Annotated in this window: 12 protein-coding genes; 2 read left to right on the top strand and 10 right to left on the bottom strand. The window is 71.2% G+C overall.

The window, feature by feature from the left end; translation table 11 throughout:
- Positions 1–178: 178 nt before the first annotated feature.
- The 3 genes from ABZ193_RS26020 to ABZ193_RS26010 all read right to left on the bottom strand — a co-directional run bounded on the left by ABZ193_RS26020 (position 179) and on the right by ABZ193_RS26010 (position 2,096).
- Positions 179–664, bottom strand: coding sequence for a DUF5130 family protein (locus ABZ193_RS26020; RefSeq protein WP_020418218.1), 486 nt, complete (start codon positions 662–664; stop codon positions 179–181).
- On the bottom strand, positions 651–920 hold the full coding sequence (locus ABZ193_RS26015) for a hypothetical protein (RefSeq protein WP_017987644.1): 270 nt from the start codon (positions 918–920) through the stop codon (positions 651–653). Before ABZ193_RS26015 ends, ABZ193_RS26020 begins: the two co-directional genes overlap by 14 nt.
- 678 nt (positions 921–1,598) lie before the next feature.
- On the bottom strand, positions 1,599–2,096 hold the full coding sequence (locus ABZ193_RS26010) for an HNH endonuclease (protein WP_017987643.1): 498 nt from the start codon (positions 2,094–2,096) through the stop codon (positions 1,599–1,601).
- Positions 2,097–2,478: 382 nt separating this feature from the next.
- On the opposite strand from ABZ193_RS26010, the gene ABZ193_RS26005 reads away from it, so the two are divergent.
- Both ABZ193_RS26005 and ABZ193_RS26000 read left to right on the top strand, forming a co-directional pair.
- Positions 2,479–3,435, top strand: coding sequence for a mechanosensitive ion channel family protein (locus tag ABZ193_RS26005; protein WP_020418216.1), 957 nt, complete (start codon positions 2,479–2,481; stop codon positions 3,433–3,435).
- 16 nt (positions 3,436–3,451) lie between these two features.
- Complete coding sequence (locus tag ABZ193_RS26000; RefSeq protein ID WP_020418215.1) at positions 3,452–3,835, top strand: globin; 384 nt, start codon at positions 3,452–3,454, stop codon at positions 3,833–3,835.
- A gap of 37 nt (positions 3,836–3,872) precedes the next feature.
- Here the strand turns inward: ABZ193_RS26000 and ABZ193_RS25995 are convergent, their stop codons facing one another.
- The 7 genes from ABZ193_RS25995 to ABZ193_RS25965 form a co-directional block, all read right to left on the bottom strand.
- The gene (locus ABZ193_RS25995) at positions 3,873–4,712 is read right to left on the bottom strand and encodes an LLM class F420-dependent oxidoreductase (RefSeq protein ID WP_020418214.1); all 840 of its coding nucleotides are present in this window, start codon (positions 4,710–4,712) and stop codon (positions 3,873–3,875) included.
- A 39-nt stretch (positions 4,713–4,751) separates the two neighbouring features.
- Positions 4,752–5,390 (bottom strand): hypothetical protein, encoded by a 639-nt coding sequence (locus ABZ193_RS25990; RefSeq protein ID WP_237336285.1) that lies wholly within the window; start codon positions 5,388–5,390, stop codon positions 4,752–4,754.
- Positions 5,387–5,809 (bottom strand): thioesterase family protein, encoded by a 423-nt coding sequence (locus tag ABZ193_RS25985; RefSeq protein WP_017987638.1) that lies wholly within the window; start codon positions 5,807–5,809, stop codon positions 5,387–5,389. Before ABZ193_RS25985 ends, ABZ193_RS25990 begins: the two co-directional genes overlap by 4 nt.
- A 10-nt stretch (positions 5,810–5,819) precedes the next feature.
- A complete protein-coding gene (locus ABZ193_RS25980) occupies positions 5,820–10,781 on the bottom strand; it encodes an NAD-glutamate dehydrogenase (protein WP_354711803.1) in 4,962 nt (1,653 codons plus the stop codon).
- Positions 10,782–11,669: 888 nt separating this feature from the next.
- A complete protein-coding gene (locus tag ABZ193_RS25975) occupies positions 11,670–14,342 on the bottom strand; it encodes a hypothetical protein (protein ID WP_354711802.1) in 2,673 nt (890 codons plus the stop codon).
- Positions 14,343–14,394: 52 nt separating this feature from the next.
- On the bottom strand, positions 14,395–16,071 hold the full coding sequence (ettA, locus tag ABZ193_RS25970) for an energy-dependent translational throttle protein EttA (RefSeq protein ID WP_020418209.1): 1,677 nt from the start codon (positions 16,069–16,071) through the stop codon (positions 14,395–14,397).
- 98 nt (positions 16,072–16,169) lie between these two features.
- Positions 16,170–16,667, bottom strand: coding sequence for a single-stranded DNA-binding protein (locus ABZ193_RS25965; RefSeq protein WP_020418208.1), 498 nt, complete (start codon positions 16,665–16,667; stop codon positions 16,170–16,172).
- Between the last annotated feature and the right edge of the window lie 24 nt (positions 16,668–16,691).

The following is a 16,691-nucleotide window of genomic DNA, read 5'->3' as shown; positions in this document are numbered from 1 at the left end:
GAGCCAGGGCCGCAAGGTTGGCATGGTCGGCCGCCGGTTGGCGGCCTGGGTTGCGGCCCTGGCTCAAGGTGATCGTTGCGTGTCAGGCGACGGGATGACCACCCAGCTCGGGTTGGGTGCAAAGATCAAAAGAAGAAGGGCGGCCGCTAACGCGACCGCCCTTCTTCTTTTCTGCCTTTTAGTGCTTGGGGGCGGAGCCAGCCTGGTCGGCCAGCATGCGCAGCCCCGAGGTGAGGCCGCCGATGAGGTCGCCCTCCTTGAAGGACGCCACCATGCTCATCACGGCGAGCTTGGCGCCGCGGTCGGGGAGACGGCGGATCGCGTCGGAGCCCGTCACGATCTCCACCACACGCTCGCCGGGCGAGACGGCGATCAGCACGGCGTTCGCGGAGTCTGGTTCGATCCTCGCGTGCAGCTCCTCGGCGCGGGCGCGGCTCTCGGAGCCCAGCTCGCCCAGGTACACGCTGAAGTCGAGCCCGGTCTCCCGGCTCGCGAGCGTCAGCGCCTCGTCCAGACGGGCCAACTGGACGGTGCTGAATGGGCTGGATGGAGCAGCGGGCTCGTACATCCGGGCCACCGAGCGGCGACCGGTCGCGGTAATCGCGACCCCGATCTCCAGCTCCTCGTCCGATCCTGGCTGTCGGGTCAGCTCACCAGCTGCCACGGGCTCCTCCTGCCGCCGTCACGCGCGCGTTCCCGCTCGCGTCCCTGTTCTCCACCGGTTCGCCGGAGTGCGTGTCGTGCACGGTCCCGATACCTTCCGGGTTGCCGCTCCACCACATCGGCGGGTACTCCCAGGCCTGGCCGGGCCGGTAGCGCGGCGTGCCGGTCAGCTTCGACCGCAGGGTGAGCACGCTGATCACCCCGTAGATCGCGGCCGGGATCAGCGCGAAGATCAGGATCGTCTCTCCGATGTTCACGCCAGAAGAGTAGCCCGACGAGCCCAAGCCCGCCGAAGCCGGTCACGACCGCTCGTCGCGTGGGGGCCGCCGTCCGCCGAGCGTCGCGACCGCGTTGGGGCGATGGGCTGAAGAGCGGTCGGACGAAAGGTTGCAACTCAACGTACAGCCGGCCGCACCGGGCGCGATTGCCTTGTCCGGTGGCCCAGTTCCTCGTAGCTTTTTCACCTGTACGGGCCTTGCGCCCCGCTCCCCTTCCCAATGAGTAACGCACAGGTCCCTGGAGGACAGATCATGCACCTGCTCCGTACCCTCGCTCAGACCAACGATGACCACGCTGCGTCACTGATCGACGCATCCAACGGCTGCACCACGCGGGGCACGCGTGTGACGCGCGGCACACGGGTGACGGCCGGTACTCGAGTCACCCGCGGCACCCGGGTCACCAGGGGGACCCGCGTGACCGCCGGCACCCGCGTGACCCGTGGCACGCGAGTCACCCGCGGCACCCGAGTCACGATGGGCACCCGCGTCACGCGTGGCACTCGCGTCACGATGGGCACCCGGGTCACCCGCGGCACGCGAGTCACCGCGGCCTGAGACGCAGTCCCTCCCCGAACTGAACCGAACCACCACCGAGACGAAGACGTCGGAACGCCCCGGCTCACCACCACAGCCGGGGCGCCGGTGCGTCCCCTGTCAGGCCGCCACGCCGAGGTAGGGCTTCCACAGCGGGTCCGCGTCCCCGGAGTGCACCAGCAGCCGCCAGTGCGGGCCCCGCGGCGCCGTCGGCACCACGCGCAGCTGCCAGCCCAGGTCCTCCAGCAGCCGGTCGGCCTTGCGGTGGTTGCACTTCGCGCAACACGCCACGCAGTTCTGCCAGCTGTGCGGCCCACCCTTGCTGCGCGGCAGCACGTGGTCGATCGTTTCGGCCCGCCCGCCGCAGTACGCGCACTTGTAGCGGTCCCGGTGCATCAGCCCGGCCCGCGTCAGCGGCACCTGCGCCCGGTAGGGCACCCGCACGTACGTGGACAACCGGATCACCGACGGCACGGGCAGCGACAACGTCGCGGCGTGCAACGTCAGGCCTCCCGGATCGCCGTGCACGACCTCCGCCTTCCCGCACATCACCAGCACCACGGCCCGCCGCAGCGGGAGCGCAGTGAGCGGCTCGAACGTGGCGTTGAGGAGCAGCACGCGACGCCTGCCCATCGAGAACGCGCCGGGCGTGGCAGGGGCGTTCAGACCGGCCGGATCCCGCCCTCTACGCTGACCCGAGGGTCGGCTCACGCGGCCGCCTCGCGGGGGTGGCCCACTGGGCTGAGGTCCGCCTCCGGGCGGCCCCTGACCCTGGTGAGCACACAGGGCTACCTCCGGCGCCTGCCCGCCCACCGCTTGGTCGGGGGCGCCGAGGGGGATCGGTTGTCGGTCTGGCACTCGACCACCTCCACCGGTGCAGCCATAGTCGACCACAGATCACACCCGATGCGCACCTGTGTTAGAAGACGTGTCCTGTGAAATTCGTTCGACGTCTGCGTGACGACGGGCGAAAACGGCCAGAAAGGGATCCCCGAGCCCCGTGACGCCGCTGCTCAACGAAGCACCCGAGTGCATCAACCAGCCCGGCACCTGGTGCTACCAAGTGTTCCAGATCACGCACAACGAATGGCTGGCGGCCTCCGCCAACTGGCTGATCGCCAAGCCGCTGCGGATCATCCTGATCCTGCTCGTCGCGTTGATCATCCGGTTCCTGCTGCACAAGCTGATCGACCGGGTCACCACCATGCCGCGCGGCAACGGCGGCAAGCTGCCCACGATCCTGCGTCCCCTGCGCGAGCGCGCCCCCGACATCCTCGGCCCGGTCGTGGCCGAGCGGCGCCGCCAGCGGGCCAAGACGATCGGCTCGGTGCTGAAGTCGCTGACCTCGTTCGTCGTGCTCGGGCTCGCCGCGATCTACATCCTCGGCGAGCTGGGCATCAACCTCGGGCCACTGCTCGCCTCCGCCGGCGTGGTCGGCATCGCGCTCGCGTTCGGCGCCCAGAATCTGGTCAAGGACTTCCTGTCCGGCATGTTCATGATGCTGGAGGACCAGTACGGCGTCGGCGACGTCGTGGACATCGGGCCCGCCACCGGCACGGTCGAGTCGGTCGGCCTGCGCATCACCACGATCCGCGACGTCAAGGGCACCGTCTGGTACGTCCGCAACGGCGAGGTGACGCGCGTCGGCAACTCCAGCCAGGGCTACGCGATCGCCCTGGTCGACGTGCCGCTGAGCTACAACGCCGACGTCGAGCGCGCCACGGCGGTGCTGACCGAGGCCGCCCACACCGCGGCCGCGACCGAGCCGCTGTCGGTCGACCTGCTGGAGGAGCCCGAGGTGCTCGGCGTGGAGAAGGTCACACCGGAGAGCATCGAACTGCGCCTGACCGTGAAGGTGCGGCCGGGCCGCCAGTGGGCCGTGCAGCGGCAGCTGCGTGCGGCGTGCCTCACGGCGCTGGAGGAAGCCGGCTTCCTGTCCACGGCGACCACGGCATGATGGAAGGGTGACCGGTATGAGCGACCCCCAGTCCTTCTACGAGGCCGTCGGCGGGGAACCCACGTTCCGCAAGATCGTCGCGCGGTTCTACGCCGAGGTGGCGAAGGACGAGGTGCTGCGGCCGATGTACCCCGAGGAGGACCTCGGGCCGGCCGAGGACCGGCTGCGGCTGTTCCTGATGCAGTACTGGGGCGGCCCGCACACCTACTCCGACCAGCGCGGACACCCGCGCCTGCGGATGCGGCACGCGCCGTTCAAGATCGGCCCGATCGAGCGCGACGCGTGGCTGCGCGCGATGCGGATCGCGGTCGACGAAGCGGGGCTGCCGGAGCCGCTGGAGACGCAGCTGTGGAACTACCTGGAGATGGCCGCACAGAGCATGATGAACAGCTGGGTCTGAGCCCCGTGCCCGCTGCCGGGCACGGGGCCCTCGGGCGTCAGCTCAGCTTGCTCAGCGCGTCGGCGAGCGGCTCCAGCACGTCCGGGGTGTGCGGCGGCGGCAGGTAGACGATGGCCAGGTCGAGGCCCTGCTCGCCGAGCGCGGCGGCCTCGTCGGCGACCTTGGCGTAGTCGAGATCGGTGCCCAGCCGCACGTGGCTGGACAGCATGATCTCCTTCGGGTCGCGGCCGATGTCCGCGCAGTGCTGGTGCAGCACGTCCCGCTTGCGGGCGAACTCCTCCGGCGTGCCGCCGACGAAGTTCCAGTGCTGCGCGAAGCGGGCGGCGGTGCGCAGGGTGCGCTTCTCGCCGCTGCCGCCGATCACGATCGGCGGGTGCGGGCGCTGGATCGGCTTCGGCTCGTTGCGGGCGTCGGTGAGCTGGTAGTACTCGCCCTGGAAGGTGGTCGTCTCCTGGGTGAGCAGGCCGACCAGCACCTCGCAGGCCTCCTCGAACCGGTCGCTGCGCTGCTTGACCGTGCCGAGTTCCATGCCGTAGGCGCCGGACTCCTCCTCGTTCCAGCCGGCGCCGATGCCGATCTCCAGCCGCCCGTTCGACACGATGTCCAGGGTCGCGGCCATGTTCGCCAGCAGCGCGGGGTGCCGGTAGTGGATGCCGCTGACGAGCGTGCCGAGGCGCAGCCGCTTGGTGGCCTGCGCGAGCGCGGTCAGCGTGACCCAGCCCTCCAGGCACGGGCCGGTCGGGTCGGAGAAGATCGGGTAGAAGTGATCGAAGGTCCAGCCCGACTCGAACACCTCGATGTCGTCGGCGGCCTGCCACACGGCGAGCATGTCGGCCCATTCGGTGTTCTGCGGTGAGGTTTTGAACGCGAAGCGCATGGCCGCGACCCTAGCGACCTGGAGCAGCTCCAGCGCAAGTCAGAACAGCAGGGGCAGCAGCGCGTGCCGCCGCCGGACCACCGCGCCGTACCTGGCGTCCAGTCGCATCCACGAGTTCGTGGCTGTCACCCGGATGATGTCGTCCGGGATAGACGAATCGAAGAACCCCATCCCGGACAGGGCGAACAGGCACCGCATCTGGACCTTGACCTCGACGTCGCCCTCGCTGACCGTCAGGACCGCCTGGTCCATCAGCGACGCCGGCGGATTGCCGTGCGGGCCGGCGTTCTCGCGGGCCAGCGCGACACCGCGGTCGGTGAGCTCGCTGATCACCTTCGTCGGCAGCTCGTCGATCAGCTGCCAGGGCCCGGTGGCCGGCAGCTCGCTGTGCCACAGCAGGTCCCGCGGCGGGCCGGGGTCCATCCGCTCGCCACCGGCGACCGTGAGGGCGGCCAGCAACTCGTTGCCGGACACCGTCACGTCGCCCGGCTCGACCTCGCCGTGCACGGCGCGGGTCGCGAGGCAGTCGAACGGCGTGGACACCCAGGCCTCGACGACGCCGCCGCCGCTGCGGTTGCGCAGCCGCACCGCCGCCTGGCCGTCCAGCCGCACCGCCCTGGCCACGAAGGCCCCGAGCGTCTCGCGGTCGCCCCGGTCCGGGATGCGCAGCTCGGTCACGCGCCGGCCTCCGTCAGCCTGGTCTGCAGGAACGCCCGCTCCTCCGCGGTGAGGCGGCGCGGGCGGTTGGTGGTGACGTCGTAGGGCGCCAGGACGGTCTCCGCGGTGACCGCGACGGGCGACTCCGCGTCCGGACCGTCGTGCACCCGGTAGGCCAGGGTGAGCGAGGCGAACTTGAGGTCCTGCAACGAGATCTCCACCCGGATCTCCTGCCCGTCGACCACGACCGGGGCGCGGTAGTGCACGGCCAGCTTCACGACGACCATGCCCTTCGCGAACTCCGCGAGCCCGGCGCGGCCCGCTTCGTCGAACAACAACGGCACGCGTGCCTCTTCGAGCAACGTCACCATGTTCGCGTGGTTGACGTGCCCGAACACGTCCATGTCCGACCAGCGGGGCCGCACCTTCGCTACGTACACCCCGATATTCCTACCTCACCGTGCTCCGCAGCTGGCGCGCGGCGACCGACAGCGTCGCCAGGTCGAGCCGGCCCGACTGGTTGATCTCGTCGAGCGACACCCGGGCGCGTGCCAGCCGGGAGGCGTTCGCCTTCTCCCACTGGGCGATCTTCTCGTCGGTGCCGTCCCCGGGATCGCTGTGCCGCAGCGCGTCCAGCGTGATCGCCCGCAGCGACGAGTACACGTCGTCGCGCAGGGCCAGCCGGGCCAGAGCGTGCCAGCGGTTGCCCCGCTCCAGCGCGCTGATCGAGGTGAGCAGCCGGTCGACGTCCAGGTGCGCGGACAGGGCGTAGTAGAGCTGCGACGCCTCCTCCGGGCTGCTCTCCACGTCCACCCCGGCCTCGCGGACCGCCAGCTCGGCCACCTCGACGACGTCGAGCAGGCCGTAGGCGTCGAGCAGGCCCGCGATCCGCAGCGCCAGCTCACGTGGCACGCCGGCTTCGGCGTAGCGGTCGGCCTGCTCGCGCACCGCTTCGGCCTCGCGGCCGCGCAGCAGCGTGTCGACCTTCGGCGCCAGCTCGGCGACGACCGGCCCGAAGCGCGAGATCTCGGCCCCGACGGCCAGCGGCTGCGGCCGGTTGGCGAGGAACCAGCGCGCGGCGCGGTCCAGCAACCGCCGCGACTCCAGCATCATCTCGTCCTGGACCTCGGTGGGCACCGCGTTGTCGAGGGCGTTGATGTCGTCCCACAGGGCGTTCAGGTTGAACACGCGCGTGACGATCGTGTACGCGCGCACCGCGTCGGTCGCGGTCGCGTTCATCTCCTCCGCAAGGCGGTAGGCGTAGGACACGCCCGCGCCGTCGACGACCTCGTTGACCAGCAGTGTCGTGATGATCTGGCGGCGCAGCGGGTGCTCGCCGATGCGGTCGGCGAACCGCTCGCGCAGCGGCTCCGGGAAGTACTCGGGCAGCCGCCGGGCGAACACCTCCGCGTCCGGCAGGTCGCTGGCCAGCAGCTCGTCCTTCAGCTCCAGCTTCACGTGCGCGAGCAGGGTCGCCAACTCCGGCGAGGTGAGGCCGTCGCCGGCCTTCTCCAGCGCCTGGAACTGCTGCTTGCTCGGCAGCGCCTCCAGCTTGCGGTCCAGCGCCCCGGCCTTCTCCAGGTTCGCGACCAGCCGGGCGTGCACGGGCAGCATCTGCGGCGCGTGCGCCCGGCTCACGCCGAGCACGGCGTTCTGGTGGTAGTTGTCCGCCAGCACCAGGCGGCCGACCTCGTCGGTCATCTGGTGCAGCAGCTCGTTGCGCTGCTCGCGGTCCAGCGCGCCGCTGCTGACCAGGTGGTCGAGCAGGATCTTGATGTTGACCTCGTGGTCGGAGCAGTCCACGCCGGCGGAGTTGTCCAGCGCGTCGGTGTTGATCTTGCCACCGGCGCACGCGAACTCGATGCGGCCGCGCTGGGTCAGGCCCAGGTTGCCGCCCTCGCCGACCACCTTCACCCGCAGCTGGTTGCCGTTGACGCGCACGGCGTCGTTGGCCTTGTCCCCGGCGTCGGCGTGGCTTTCGGTCTCGGCCTTGACGTAGGTGCCGATGCCGCCGTTCCACAGCAGGTCCACCGGCGCCAGCAGGATCGCGCGGATCAGGTCGGCCGGGGCGAGCTGCGTGACGTCGTCGGCGAGGCCGAGCGCCTGCCGCACCTGCGGCGAGACGGGGATCGTCTTGGCGCTGCGGGAGAAGACGCCGCCGCCCTCGCTGATCAGCGAGCGGTCGTAGTCCTCCCACGACGAGCGGGGCAGCTCGAACAGGCGCTTGCGCTCGCGGAACGACGCCGCCGCGTCCGGGTTCGGGTCGAGGAAGACGTGCAGGTGGTTGAACGCCGCCACCAGCCGGATGTGCTCGGACAGCAGCATGCCGTTGCCGAACACGTCGCCCGCCATGTCGCCGATGCCGACGACCGTGAAGTCCTGGCTCTGGGTGTCCACGCCCAGCTCGCGGAAGTGCCGCTTGACGCTCTCCCACGCGCCGCGCGCGGTGATGCCCATGGCCTTGTGGTCGTAGCCGACCGAGCCGCCGGAGGCGAAGGCGTCGCCCAGCCAGAAGCCGTAGGACGCGGACACCTCGTTGGCGATGTCGGAGAAGGTCGCGGTGCCCTTGTCCGCGGCGACCACGAGGTAGTTGTCGTCGCCGTCGTAGCGCACGACGTCCTTGGCCGGGACCGTGCGGCCCTCGACGAGGTTGTCGGTGAGGTCGAGCAGTCCCGAGATGAACATGCGGTAGCAGGCGATGCCCTCGGCCAGGTGCGCGTCGCGGTCCACGCCCGGGTCGCCGGTCGGGGCGGGCGGGCGCTTGACGACGAACCCGCCCTTCGCGCCGACCGGCACGATGACGGCGTTCTTCACCGCCTGCGCCTTGACCAGGCCCAGGATCTCGGTGCGGAAGTCCTCCCGGCGGTCGGACCAGCGCAGGCCACCGCGCGCGACAGAGCCGAAGCGCAGGTGCACACCCTCGACGCGCGGCGAGTACACGAAGATCTCGAACCGCGGCCGCGGCTCCGGCAGGTCCGGCACGCTCTGCGGGTCGAGTTTGAGCGCCAGGTATGGGCGGGGGCGCCCGTCGGCGTCGGTGACGCGGTAGTTGGTGCGCAGGGTGGCGCAGATGACCGACAGCAGGCGCCGCAGGATGCGGTCCTCGTCGAGGCTGGTGACGGCGTCGATCATCGCCGAGATCTCGCCGACCAGCGCCTCGGTCTGCTCGTCGGCATCCGGGTTCGTGGCGAGGTCGAAGCGGTGCTCGAACAGCTTCACCAGCGCCTTGGCGATGTCGGTGTGCGCGAGGACGGCGCGCTGGATGTACTCCTGCGAGTACGGCGTGCCTGCCTGGCGCAGGTAGCGCGAGTAGGCGCGCAGCACCGCGGCCTGGCGCCAGGTCAGCCCGGCGCGCAGCACGAGGGCGTTGAAGTCGTCGACCTCGCAGTCGCCCCGCCAGGCGGCGGCGAACGCGTCCTGGAAGCGTTCCCGCAGGTCGACCTCGGTGTCACCGAGGTCGGTGAGGCCGATGCGCAGGCCGAAGTCGTAGACCCAGGAGCGGGTGCCGTCCCAGCGGCGCAGCTCGTAGGGCCGCTCGTCGACGACCTCCAGGCCCATCCGCTGCAGCACGGGCAGCACGGCCGACAGCGTGACGCCCTCGCCGAGCAGGTAGAGCTTGAACCGCCGCTCCCCCGGCTCCGCTCCGTCCGGCGTGTAGAACGACATCGCCAGGTCGTCGGGGCCGGTCAGGCCCTCCAGCTTGCGCAGGTCGGCGAGCGCCTCGACGGCGGTGAAGTCCTCCTTGTACGCCTCCGGGAAGATGCCCGAGTAGCGCTGGCCCAGCTCGCCGGCCGACTCCTCGCCGAGGGTGGCGGTGGTGCGAGCGACCTCGCCCGCCCGCTCGCGCCGCTCGGCCAGGATCGCCTCGACCATCAGGTCGTCCCAGTTGCGCACCGCCGCGTTGAGCCGTTCCTGGATGCGCAGCACGTCCGGCTCGACGCGCGTGGCCGGGTCGGTGTGGACGGTGAAGTGGACCTGGGCGAGCGCGGTCTCGCCGACGCGCGTGCCGTACTCGAGGTGGGTGCCCTCCAGTTCGGCGAGCAGCACCTCCTGCATCGCCAGGCGGGACCGGGTGGTGTAGCGGTCGCGCGGCAGGAACACCAGGCACGAGTAGAAGCGGCCGAAGGTGTCGCGGCGCAGGAACAGCCGCAGGCGGCGCCGGTCGGACAGCGTGATGGCGCCGATGGCGGTCGAGTAGAGCGAGTCGAGGTCGGCGGAGAACAGGTCGGCGCGCGGCCAGTTCTGCAGGACCTCGAGCATGCGCTGGCCGGAGTAGGACTCCATGGGGAAGCCGGCGCGGTGGATGACCTCGCACACCTTGCGCGAGACGACCGGGACGTCCAGGACGTCCTCGTGCAGCGCGGAGGTGGTGAACATGCCGAGGAACCGGTGCTCGCCGGTGACGTTGCCGCGCTCGTCGAACGTCTTGACGCCCACGTAGTACGGGTACACCGGACGGTTCACTGTGGACGGTGCGCTGGCCTGCGTGAGGACGAGCAGGTGCGGGGCGAGCGCGGTGGCGGCCGTGTCGGGGCCCGCGGTGAGGCTGCGCGCGGCGAGGCTGTCCTGGCGGAGCACGCCGAGCCCGGACGCGAGGACGGCGCGCAGGGCGGGTTCGTCGGTGCCCGGGTCGGGGTCCTCGACCAGTTCGTAGCGGCGGTAGCCGAGGAACATGAAGTGGCCGTCGGCGAGCCAGCGCAGGAGGTTCGCGCCCTCGGTGACCTCGTCGGAGGGCAGGGGCGGCGGGGTGGCGTCGAGCTCGGCCGCGAGGCCCTCGGCGGCCTGGATCATCTTGTCGGTGTCCTCGACGACCTCGCGGACGTCGCCGAGCACGGAGGCGAGGTGGGTGTCCAGCTCGCGGGCGCGGTTGAGGTCGGTGATGAGGTCGATCTCGACGTACATCCAGGATTCGACCATCGCGCCCTCGGGCGGGTTGGCGACGTCGGCGGCCGGGTGGACCTTGACGAGCTCGCCGGTGATGTCCCGCGTGACGGCGACGATCGGGTGCACGAGGCGCTGGACCTGGACGCCGTCGCGGGCGAGCTTGGCGGTGATCGAGTCGACCAGGTAGGGCATGTCGTCGGTGACGATCTGGACCACGGTGGCGTCGCGGGTCCAGCCGTCCTCGGCGGTGGTCGGGTTCAGCAGCCGGACAGCGGGCCGCCCCGGCACGCGGTTGCGGGCGAACTCCTGGTGGGACCGGACGGCGCCGACGAGGTCCACGGGGTCGTCGCCGAGGATCTCGTCGGCGGGGATGTGGCGGTAGTAGAGGCGGATGAGGTCGGCGATGTCGGGAGCGTGCCGGGCCGCGGCTTCGATCAGCTCGTCCCGGATCTGCTCCGGGCTGGCGGGTCGTAGGCGGTCGGTTCCGGTCGCGGTTCCGGGGCGGACGGACACTCTCGTCGAGCTCATCTCAGGCAACTCTCCACCGAGTCTGATCGCGCGCGTGACGCTGAACGAACACCACCATAACCAGCTCGTAAATCGTGCTGACGCCCGACCATCGGATTGTTGAATCGATGCACAACCGAGGCAGATCGGCGCTGGGGTTCGGAGGTGTTCATCGTGCCTCCGCGCCCGGGTTTCGCGCGGCCCGGCGGGGCGATCGGCCGCCGCTGTCCATCCCCCGCGACTGCCCCGCCTGGCGAGGCGGCAAACCCCGTGAATGCACCGCCGCCTGATGCCCGGGCCCCACCGGGTGTCTACGGGCCCAGACCGCCGCGAGATGCAGTGCTCGGACGGTTCACGCCGCAGATCGCCGCGAATTCCACCGCAGCCGCCGATCCCGTCGAATCCCACCGCCGCCACTCCCCCGGCCCAACCAGCCACCGGAGCCTCACCAACGCGCCCCCACCGCCAACCCCGCACCGCGAGCTCCACCCCGGGAGGGGTCACCGGCGCGGCAACGCACCCACCGCAAACCCTCACCCCGTCCGCGCGTCGCGAGGAGGCACCAGCACAGCAACGCCCACCGCCAACCCCGCGCCCCGGCTGCGCGCCGGAAGGGGGCACCGGCTCGGCAACGCACCTACCGCCAACCCTCACCGGCCGCGCGGCGGGAGGGGGCACCGGCGCGGCACCGCCCACCACCAACCCTCACCCCGGCCGCGCGCCGGAAGGGGGCACCGGCTCGGCAACGCACTCAGCGCCAACCCTCACCGGCCGCGCGCCAGGAGGGGGGCACCAGCACAGCAACGCCCACCACCAACCCTCACCCCAGCCGCGCGCCGGAAGGGGGCACCAGCGCAGCAACGCCAGGCCAAGCCTGCCGCGCCGGCGTCGACAGGCCGGCCGGGGAGATCAGCGGTCGCCGCGGTGGCGGCCGTTTCCGGGCTCGCTGCCGTTGCGTCCGTGGCCGTTGACGGGCCGCGGCTCGGAGGACGATTGGTTGCCGAGTCGCTTCACGAGCGCCGCCGCGCTCGCGGTGCCCGCCTGGTGTTCGGCGAGCGCGCGGGCGAGCAGGTCCGCGAGGCCGGCGTCCTCGGGCAGGTCGTCGTCCGGCACGCCGGTCAACTCGGTGCGGAACGGCTCGCCGAGGCCGTCGTCCTGCAGCACCGGCGCGTTCGTGAAGGGAGTCTCCGATGTGCTGTTGCTGGGAGCCGGTTCGCTGTCCGTGTCGGTGGAGTCGTCCCACGGCGCCAGCGACGGTGGCAATCGCAAGCGCGGCAACCAGTTGTCGATGACCGGCATGCTCGGCGCAGGCTCGTTCTCACTGCGCGCCTCGGATTCGGCCCGCCCCGCCGGCGAGACGTCCGCCCGGCTGACCGGCTCCGCATCCGCGCTCAACCACGACTCACTCGACGAGCCAACGTCCTCCCGGGCGGTGTCCTCGCGGCGCGTGCCCGAGTCGCCGCTGAGGGTCGTGCTCTCGTCGGCTCGTCCGGCAGAATCCCGGCCCGCATCGACGGACTCACCGCGGACGCCCTCGCCCACAGCTTCGGGCGCGACGGATTCCCGGCTCGGGCCGTCCTCAGCGCGGCGACGTCCACCAGACTCGGGCTCCCCCGTGCCAGGCGCGCGACGGTGCCCGCCCGACTCGGGCTCTCCCGTGCCAGGCGCGCGCCGGCGCCCGCCACCCGCACCGGTGCTGACCCCCAGCCGGTCCAGCACGCTCCGCGCCGCGACCGACCCGTGCTCCGAATCGTGCCGAGTCTTCCGGGACGCCCGCGTGTCAGCGCGCTCCGAGCGGGAAATCGCCACGATCTCGGACGACACCTCATTCGGCGAGACGTCAGCCGATTGCCCAACCGACTTCTCCTCGGCCCGCCGACGCCCTCCGGCTGTCCGCCGCTCGGATTCCAACGGCATCCCGGACGCGGCCGTCTCGGGCCGCCGGTACCGCACCACGTCGCCAGAAGCCGGTTCGGACCGCGACATACCCGCGTCAGACCGCACCGACTCGCGTGAGTCGAGGCGCGAGACCGCCGCGACCTCGTCAGCTCGGTCCCGCACCGACTCACGCTGCCCGAGCGACGCTGCCGCGCTCTCGTCCGCCTTCGCTCGCGCGGGCTCACGTTCGGACCGGCCCACCTCGTCCGCTCGCGAGGTCCGCTCCAACCGCGACGCGGCCCCGATCTCATCCCACCGCGAAACCTGTGCCGCATCCTCGGCGCGGGAGACCTTCGCAACGTCCGGACGCTTGTCGGCGGGTTCGGGCGCCAGCGACCAGCTCGGCCGTTCGCTGTTGTTCCGGCTCTGTTCCGCCGCCACACGAGGCCGTGGGGCGTCCCCGTTCCCGGTCGCGACCTCGGCGCTGGGCTCACGGCTGGCCGGAACCTTCGGCTCGGGCACCGACAACGGCGCGACCGCAACGGAAGCACTCGTTCCCTCGCCCGCAGGCACCGACCCGAGCACGCGGTCCAGGTCGACCTCGTGCCCGCCACCGCCGAACTCTCCGGCGAGCAGTCCCACCGCCTGGCGGCGGGCCCGCGCGTGGATGTGCTCGGCCGCACGCGCCAGCTGCAGGCACTCGATGGCTTCGGCGTAGCGGCCGAGGCGCTCCTCGACGTGTGCCAGCTCTGTCCACAGCCGCGCGGTCAACGCGTGCAACTCGTGCCGTTCCGTGGCGTGCACGGCATCCCGCAGCATGCGCGCGGCCGCCTCCACACTGCCGGAGGGCAGCAAGACCCGGGTGGCGATCGCCATCCGGAGCCATCCCGCCGGGGCGACCGACGCGGCCCGCGCCGGTTCGTCCAGCACCGACTGCGCGAGGTCCAGCGCGTTCCTGCCGTCCCCGCGGTCGAGCAGCGAGCACACGAGCTGGAGCACCAGCCGGACCCGCACCACACCACCGTCGTGTTGCGCGTCCTCCAGCTGTTCGAGAAAACCGAGCCCCGTGCGCGCCGCGTCGGCCGCGCCGATGACGTCCCCGTGTCGACGCCGATGCGCCGACACCGCGACCCGCAGCAGCGACCGCGCGAGCAGCCGCCCGTCACCGTCGAGGTCGTCGTCCGCCCCGCACAACCGGTCCGCCTCGGCAAGGGTCTTGTCGAGCTCCAGCTTGCGCCCGAACTGCGCCAGACACGCCACCAGCTGGCTCAGCACCGCCGCCTTCCGCGCACCGCCGAAACTGGACGCGTCCAGCACCGGCCGCAGCGCGGCGAGCCCGGTGAGGGGCGCACCGACGCTGCGGGCGCAGACGGCGAGGTCGGTGCGCAGCTGCGCCGCGAGCGTCGTCTGCCCCGTGTCCTCCGCGGCACGCAAAGCAGCCACGGCACGCCCCACCGTCGGCGCGCGCAAACCGAGACGAACCCGCGCGGACACCGCGAGTCCCTCGCCACGCACCCACAGCTCCTCGGCCCCGGCGGCCTCGGCCAGGGCCGCCGCCCGCTCCCCAAGCACGAGCGCCAGCTCGGGCGCGCGCAGCTCGAAGTCGGCGGCCTGGCCGAGCAGGCGCTCGACCGCGGCGATCTCCGCGCTCCGGCCGCCGTCCTGCGGACGCGAACCGGATCGGCTGTGCTGGGTGGCTACCAAGGGGACTCCGCTTCCGTGTCGGCTCGAGCGTGCTAGCACGGGGCTTCCCCGCTCAGTCGCGAGTCAGCTTGCGGTGTGTCACCCGGTGCGGCCGGGCCGCGTCCGGTCCGAGCCGCTCCACCTTGTTCTTCTCGTAGCCCTCGAAGTTGCCCTCGAACCAGAACCACTTGGCCGGGTTCTCGTCGGTGCCCTCCCACGCGAGGATGTGCGTCGCCACGCGGTCCAGGAACCACCGGTCGTGCGAAATGACCACGGCACAGCCGGGGAACTGCTCGAGCGCGTTCTCCAGCGAGCCCAGGGTCTCGACGTCCAGGTCGTTGGTCGGCTCGTCCAGCAGGATCAGGTTGCCGCCCTGCTTGAGGGTCAGCGCCAGGTTCAGCCGGTTGCGCTCACCACCGGAGAGCACGCCCGACGGCTTCTGCTGGTCCGGGCCCTTGAACCCGAACGCGCTCACGTACGCGCGCGACGGCATTTCGGTCTGCCCGACGTTGATGTAGTCGAGCCCGTCGGACACCACCTCCCAGACCGTCTTCTTCGGGTCGATCCCGGCCCGGTTCTGGTCTACATAGGACAGCTTGACCGTCTCGCCGATCTTGACCTCGCCGTCGTCCGGCTTCTCCAGCCCGACGATGGTCTTGAACAGGGTCGTCTTACCGACACCGTTCGGGCCGATCACGCCGACGATGCCGTTGCGCGGCAGCGTGAACGACAGGTCGTCGATCAGGACGCGGTCCTCGAAGCCCTTCTTCAGGTGCGAGACCTCGACGACCACGCTGCCCAGCCGGGGCCCCGGCGGGATCTGGATCTCCTCGAAGTCCAGCTTGCGGGTGCGCTCGGCCTCCGCGGCCATCTCCTCGTAGCGGTCGAGACGGGCCCGCGACTTGGTCTGGCGTGCCTTGGCGTTCGACCGCACCCAGTCCAGCTCGTTCTTCAGGCGCTTCGCGAGCTTGGCGTCCTTCTTGCCCTGGACCTCGAGGCGTTCCCGCTTCTTCTCCAGGTACGTGGAGTAGTTGCCCTCGTAGCCGACGACGCGGCCGCGGTCGAGCTCCATGATCCACTGGGCGACGTTGTCCAGGAAGTACCGGTCGTGGGTGACCGCGAGGACAGCGCCGGGGTAGGTGGCCAGGAACTGCTCCAGCCACAGCACGCTCTCCGCGTCCAGGTGGTTGGTGGGCTCGTCGAGCAGCAGCAGGTCGGGTTTCGACAGCAGCAGCTTGCACAGCGCGACCCGGCGGCGCTCACCACCGGAGAGGTGGGTGACCGGCTCGTCCGGCGGCGGGCAGCGCAGCGCGTCCATCGCCTGCTCGAGCTGGGAGTCCAGCTCCCACGCGTCGGCGTGGTCGAGTTCCTCCTGGAGCCGGCCCATCTCCTCCATCAGCTCGTCGCTGTAGTCGGTGGCCAGCTGCTCGGCGATCTCGTTGAAGCGGTCGAGCTTCACCTTGATCTCGCCGAGGCCCTCCTCGACGTTGCCGCGCACAGTCTTGTCCTCGTTGAGCGGCGGCTCCTGCTGCAGGATCCCGACGCTCGCGCCCGGCTGGAGGAAGGCCTCACCGTTGCTCGGCTGATCGAGCCCCGCCATGATCTTCAGCACGGTGGACTTGCCGGCACCGTTCGGACCCACGACGCCGATCTTGGCGCCCGGGTAGAACGCGGTGCTGACATCGTCGAGGATGACCTTGTCCCCGACGGTCTTGCGCACCTTTTTCATGGTGTAGATGAACTCGGCCATGCCCACGATCGTAGAGCCGTGTCACGCGCGACCGAACGCCGGTCACCATCCCGCGACGGACAGTCAACCCCTCGTCACCGTGGAGAACGCTCCGCTCGTCACGGGCCCTGCCCTCCTCGTGGCCCGGCGAGCGCCGGCGCAGGCTCGTCCACGGGCCCGTCCTGCAGGGTTTCGACGGCGGAGCCGGCAGCGTCCCACAACGGGATCTGGGACGGGACATCGGGTTCGGGCCGCGGGCCCCGCCTCAGCGAGACGCCGCACTGGGCGAGGTTCGGCCCGAGCGCGAAAGCCTCGAGTTCAAGTTGAGCACGAGACCCGCCGGTGTCCGGGTCAGCGGTGTGCAGCCGCCCGTTGACCACGACCGGATCGCCCCGGCGCAGCCCGTCCGCGGCCGATACCGCCATCCCGCGGCGGCACACCACCCGCGCCGAGAACCGCCTGCCCGGCACCCACTCCTGTCTGTTCCGGTCGAACCGGCGCTCATCGCTGCGCACCCAGAAGATCGCCAGCTCGTGCCTGTCCTGCCCGACCCGCTTGACCGTGATGTCGCTGGTCACCGTGCCCACCAGGGTCACCATCGTCTCCCCGATCGCCATCGCCGCTCTCCTTCACACTCGTCG

The organism is Amycolatopsis sp. NPDC006125 (genome assembly GCF_040614195.1).
GTDB lineage: Bacteria > Actinomycetota > Actinomycetes > Mycobacteriales > Pseudonocardiaceae > Amycolatopsis_E > Amycolatopsis_E tucumanensis.
The sequence above is the reverse complement of the archived record's forward strand: the minus strand, read 5'-3'. Positions and strand labels throughout refer to the sequence as shown.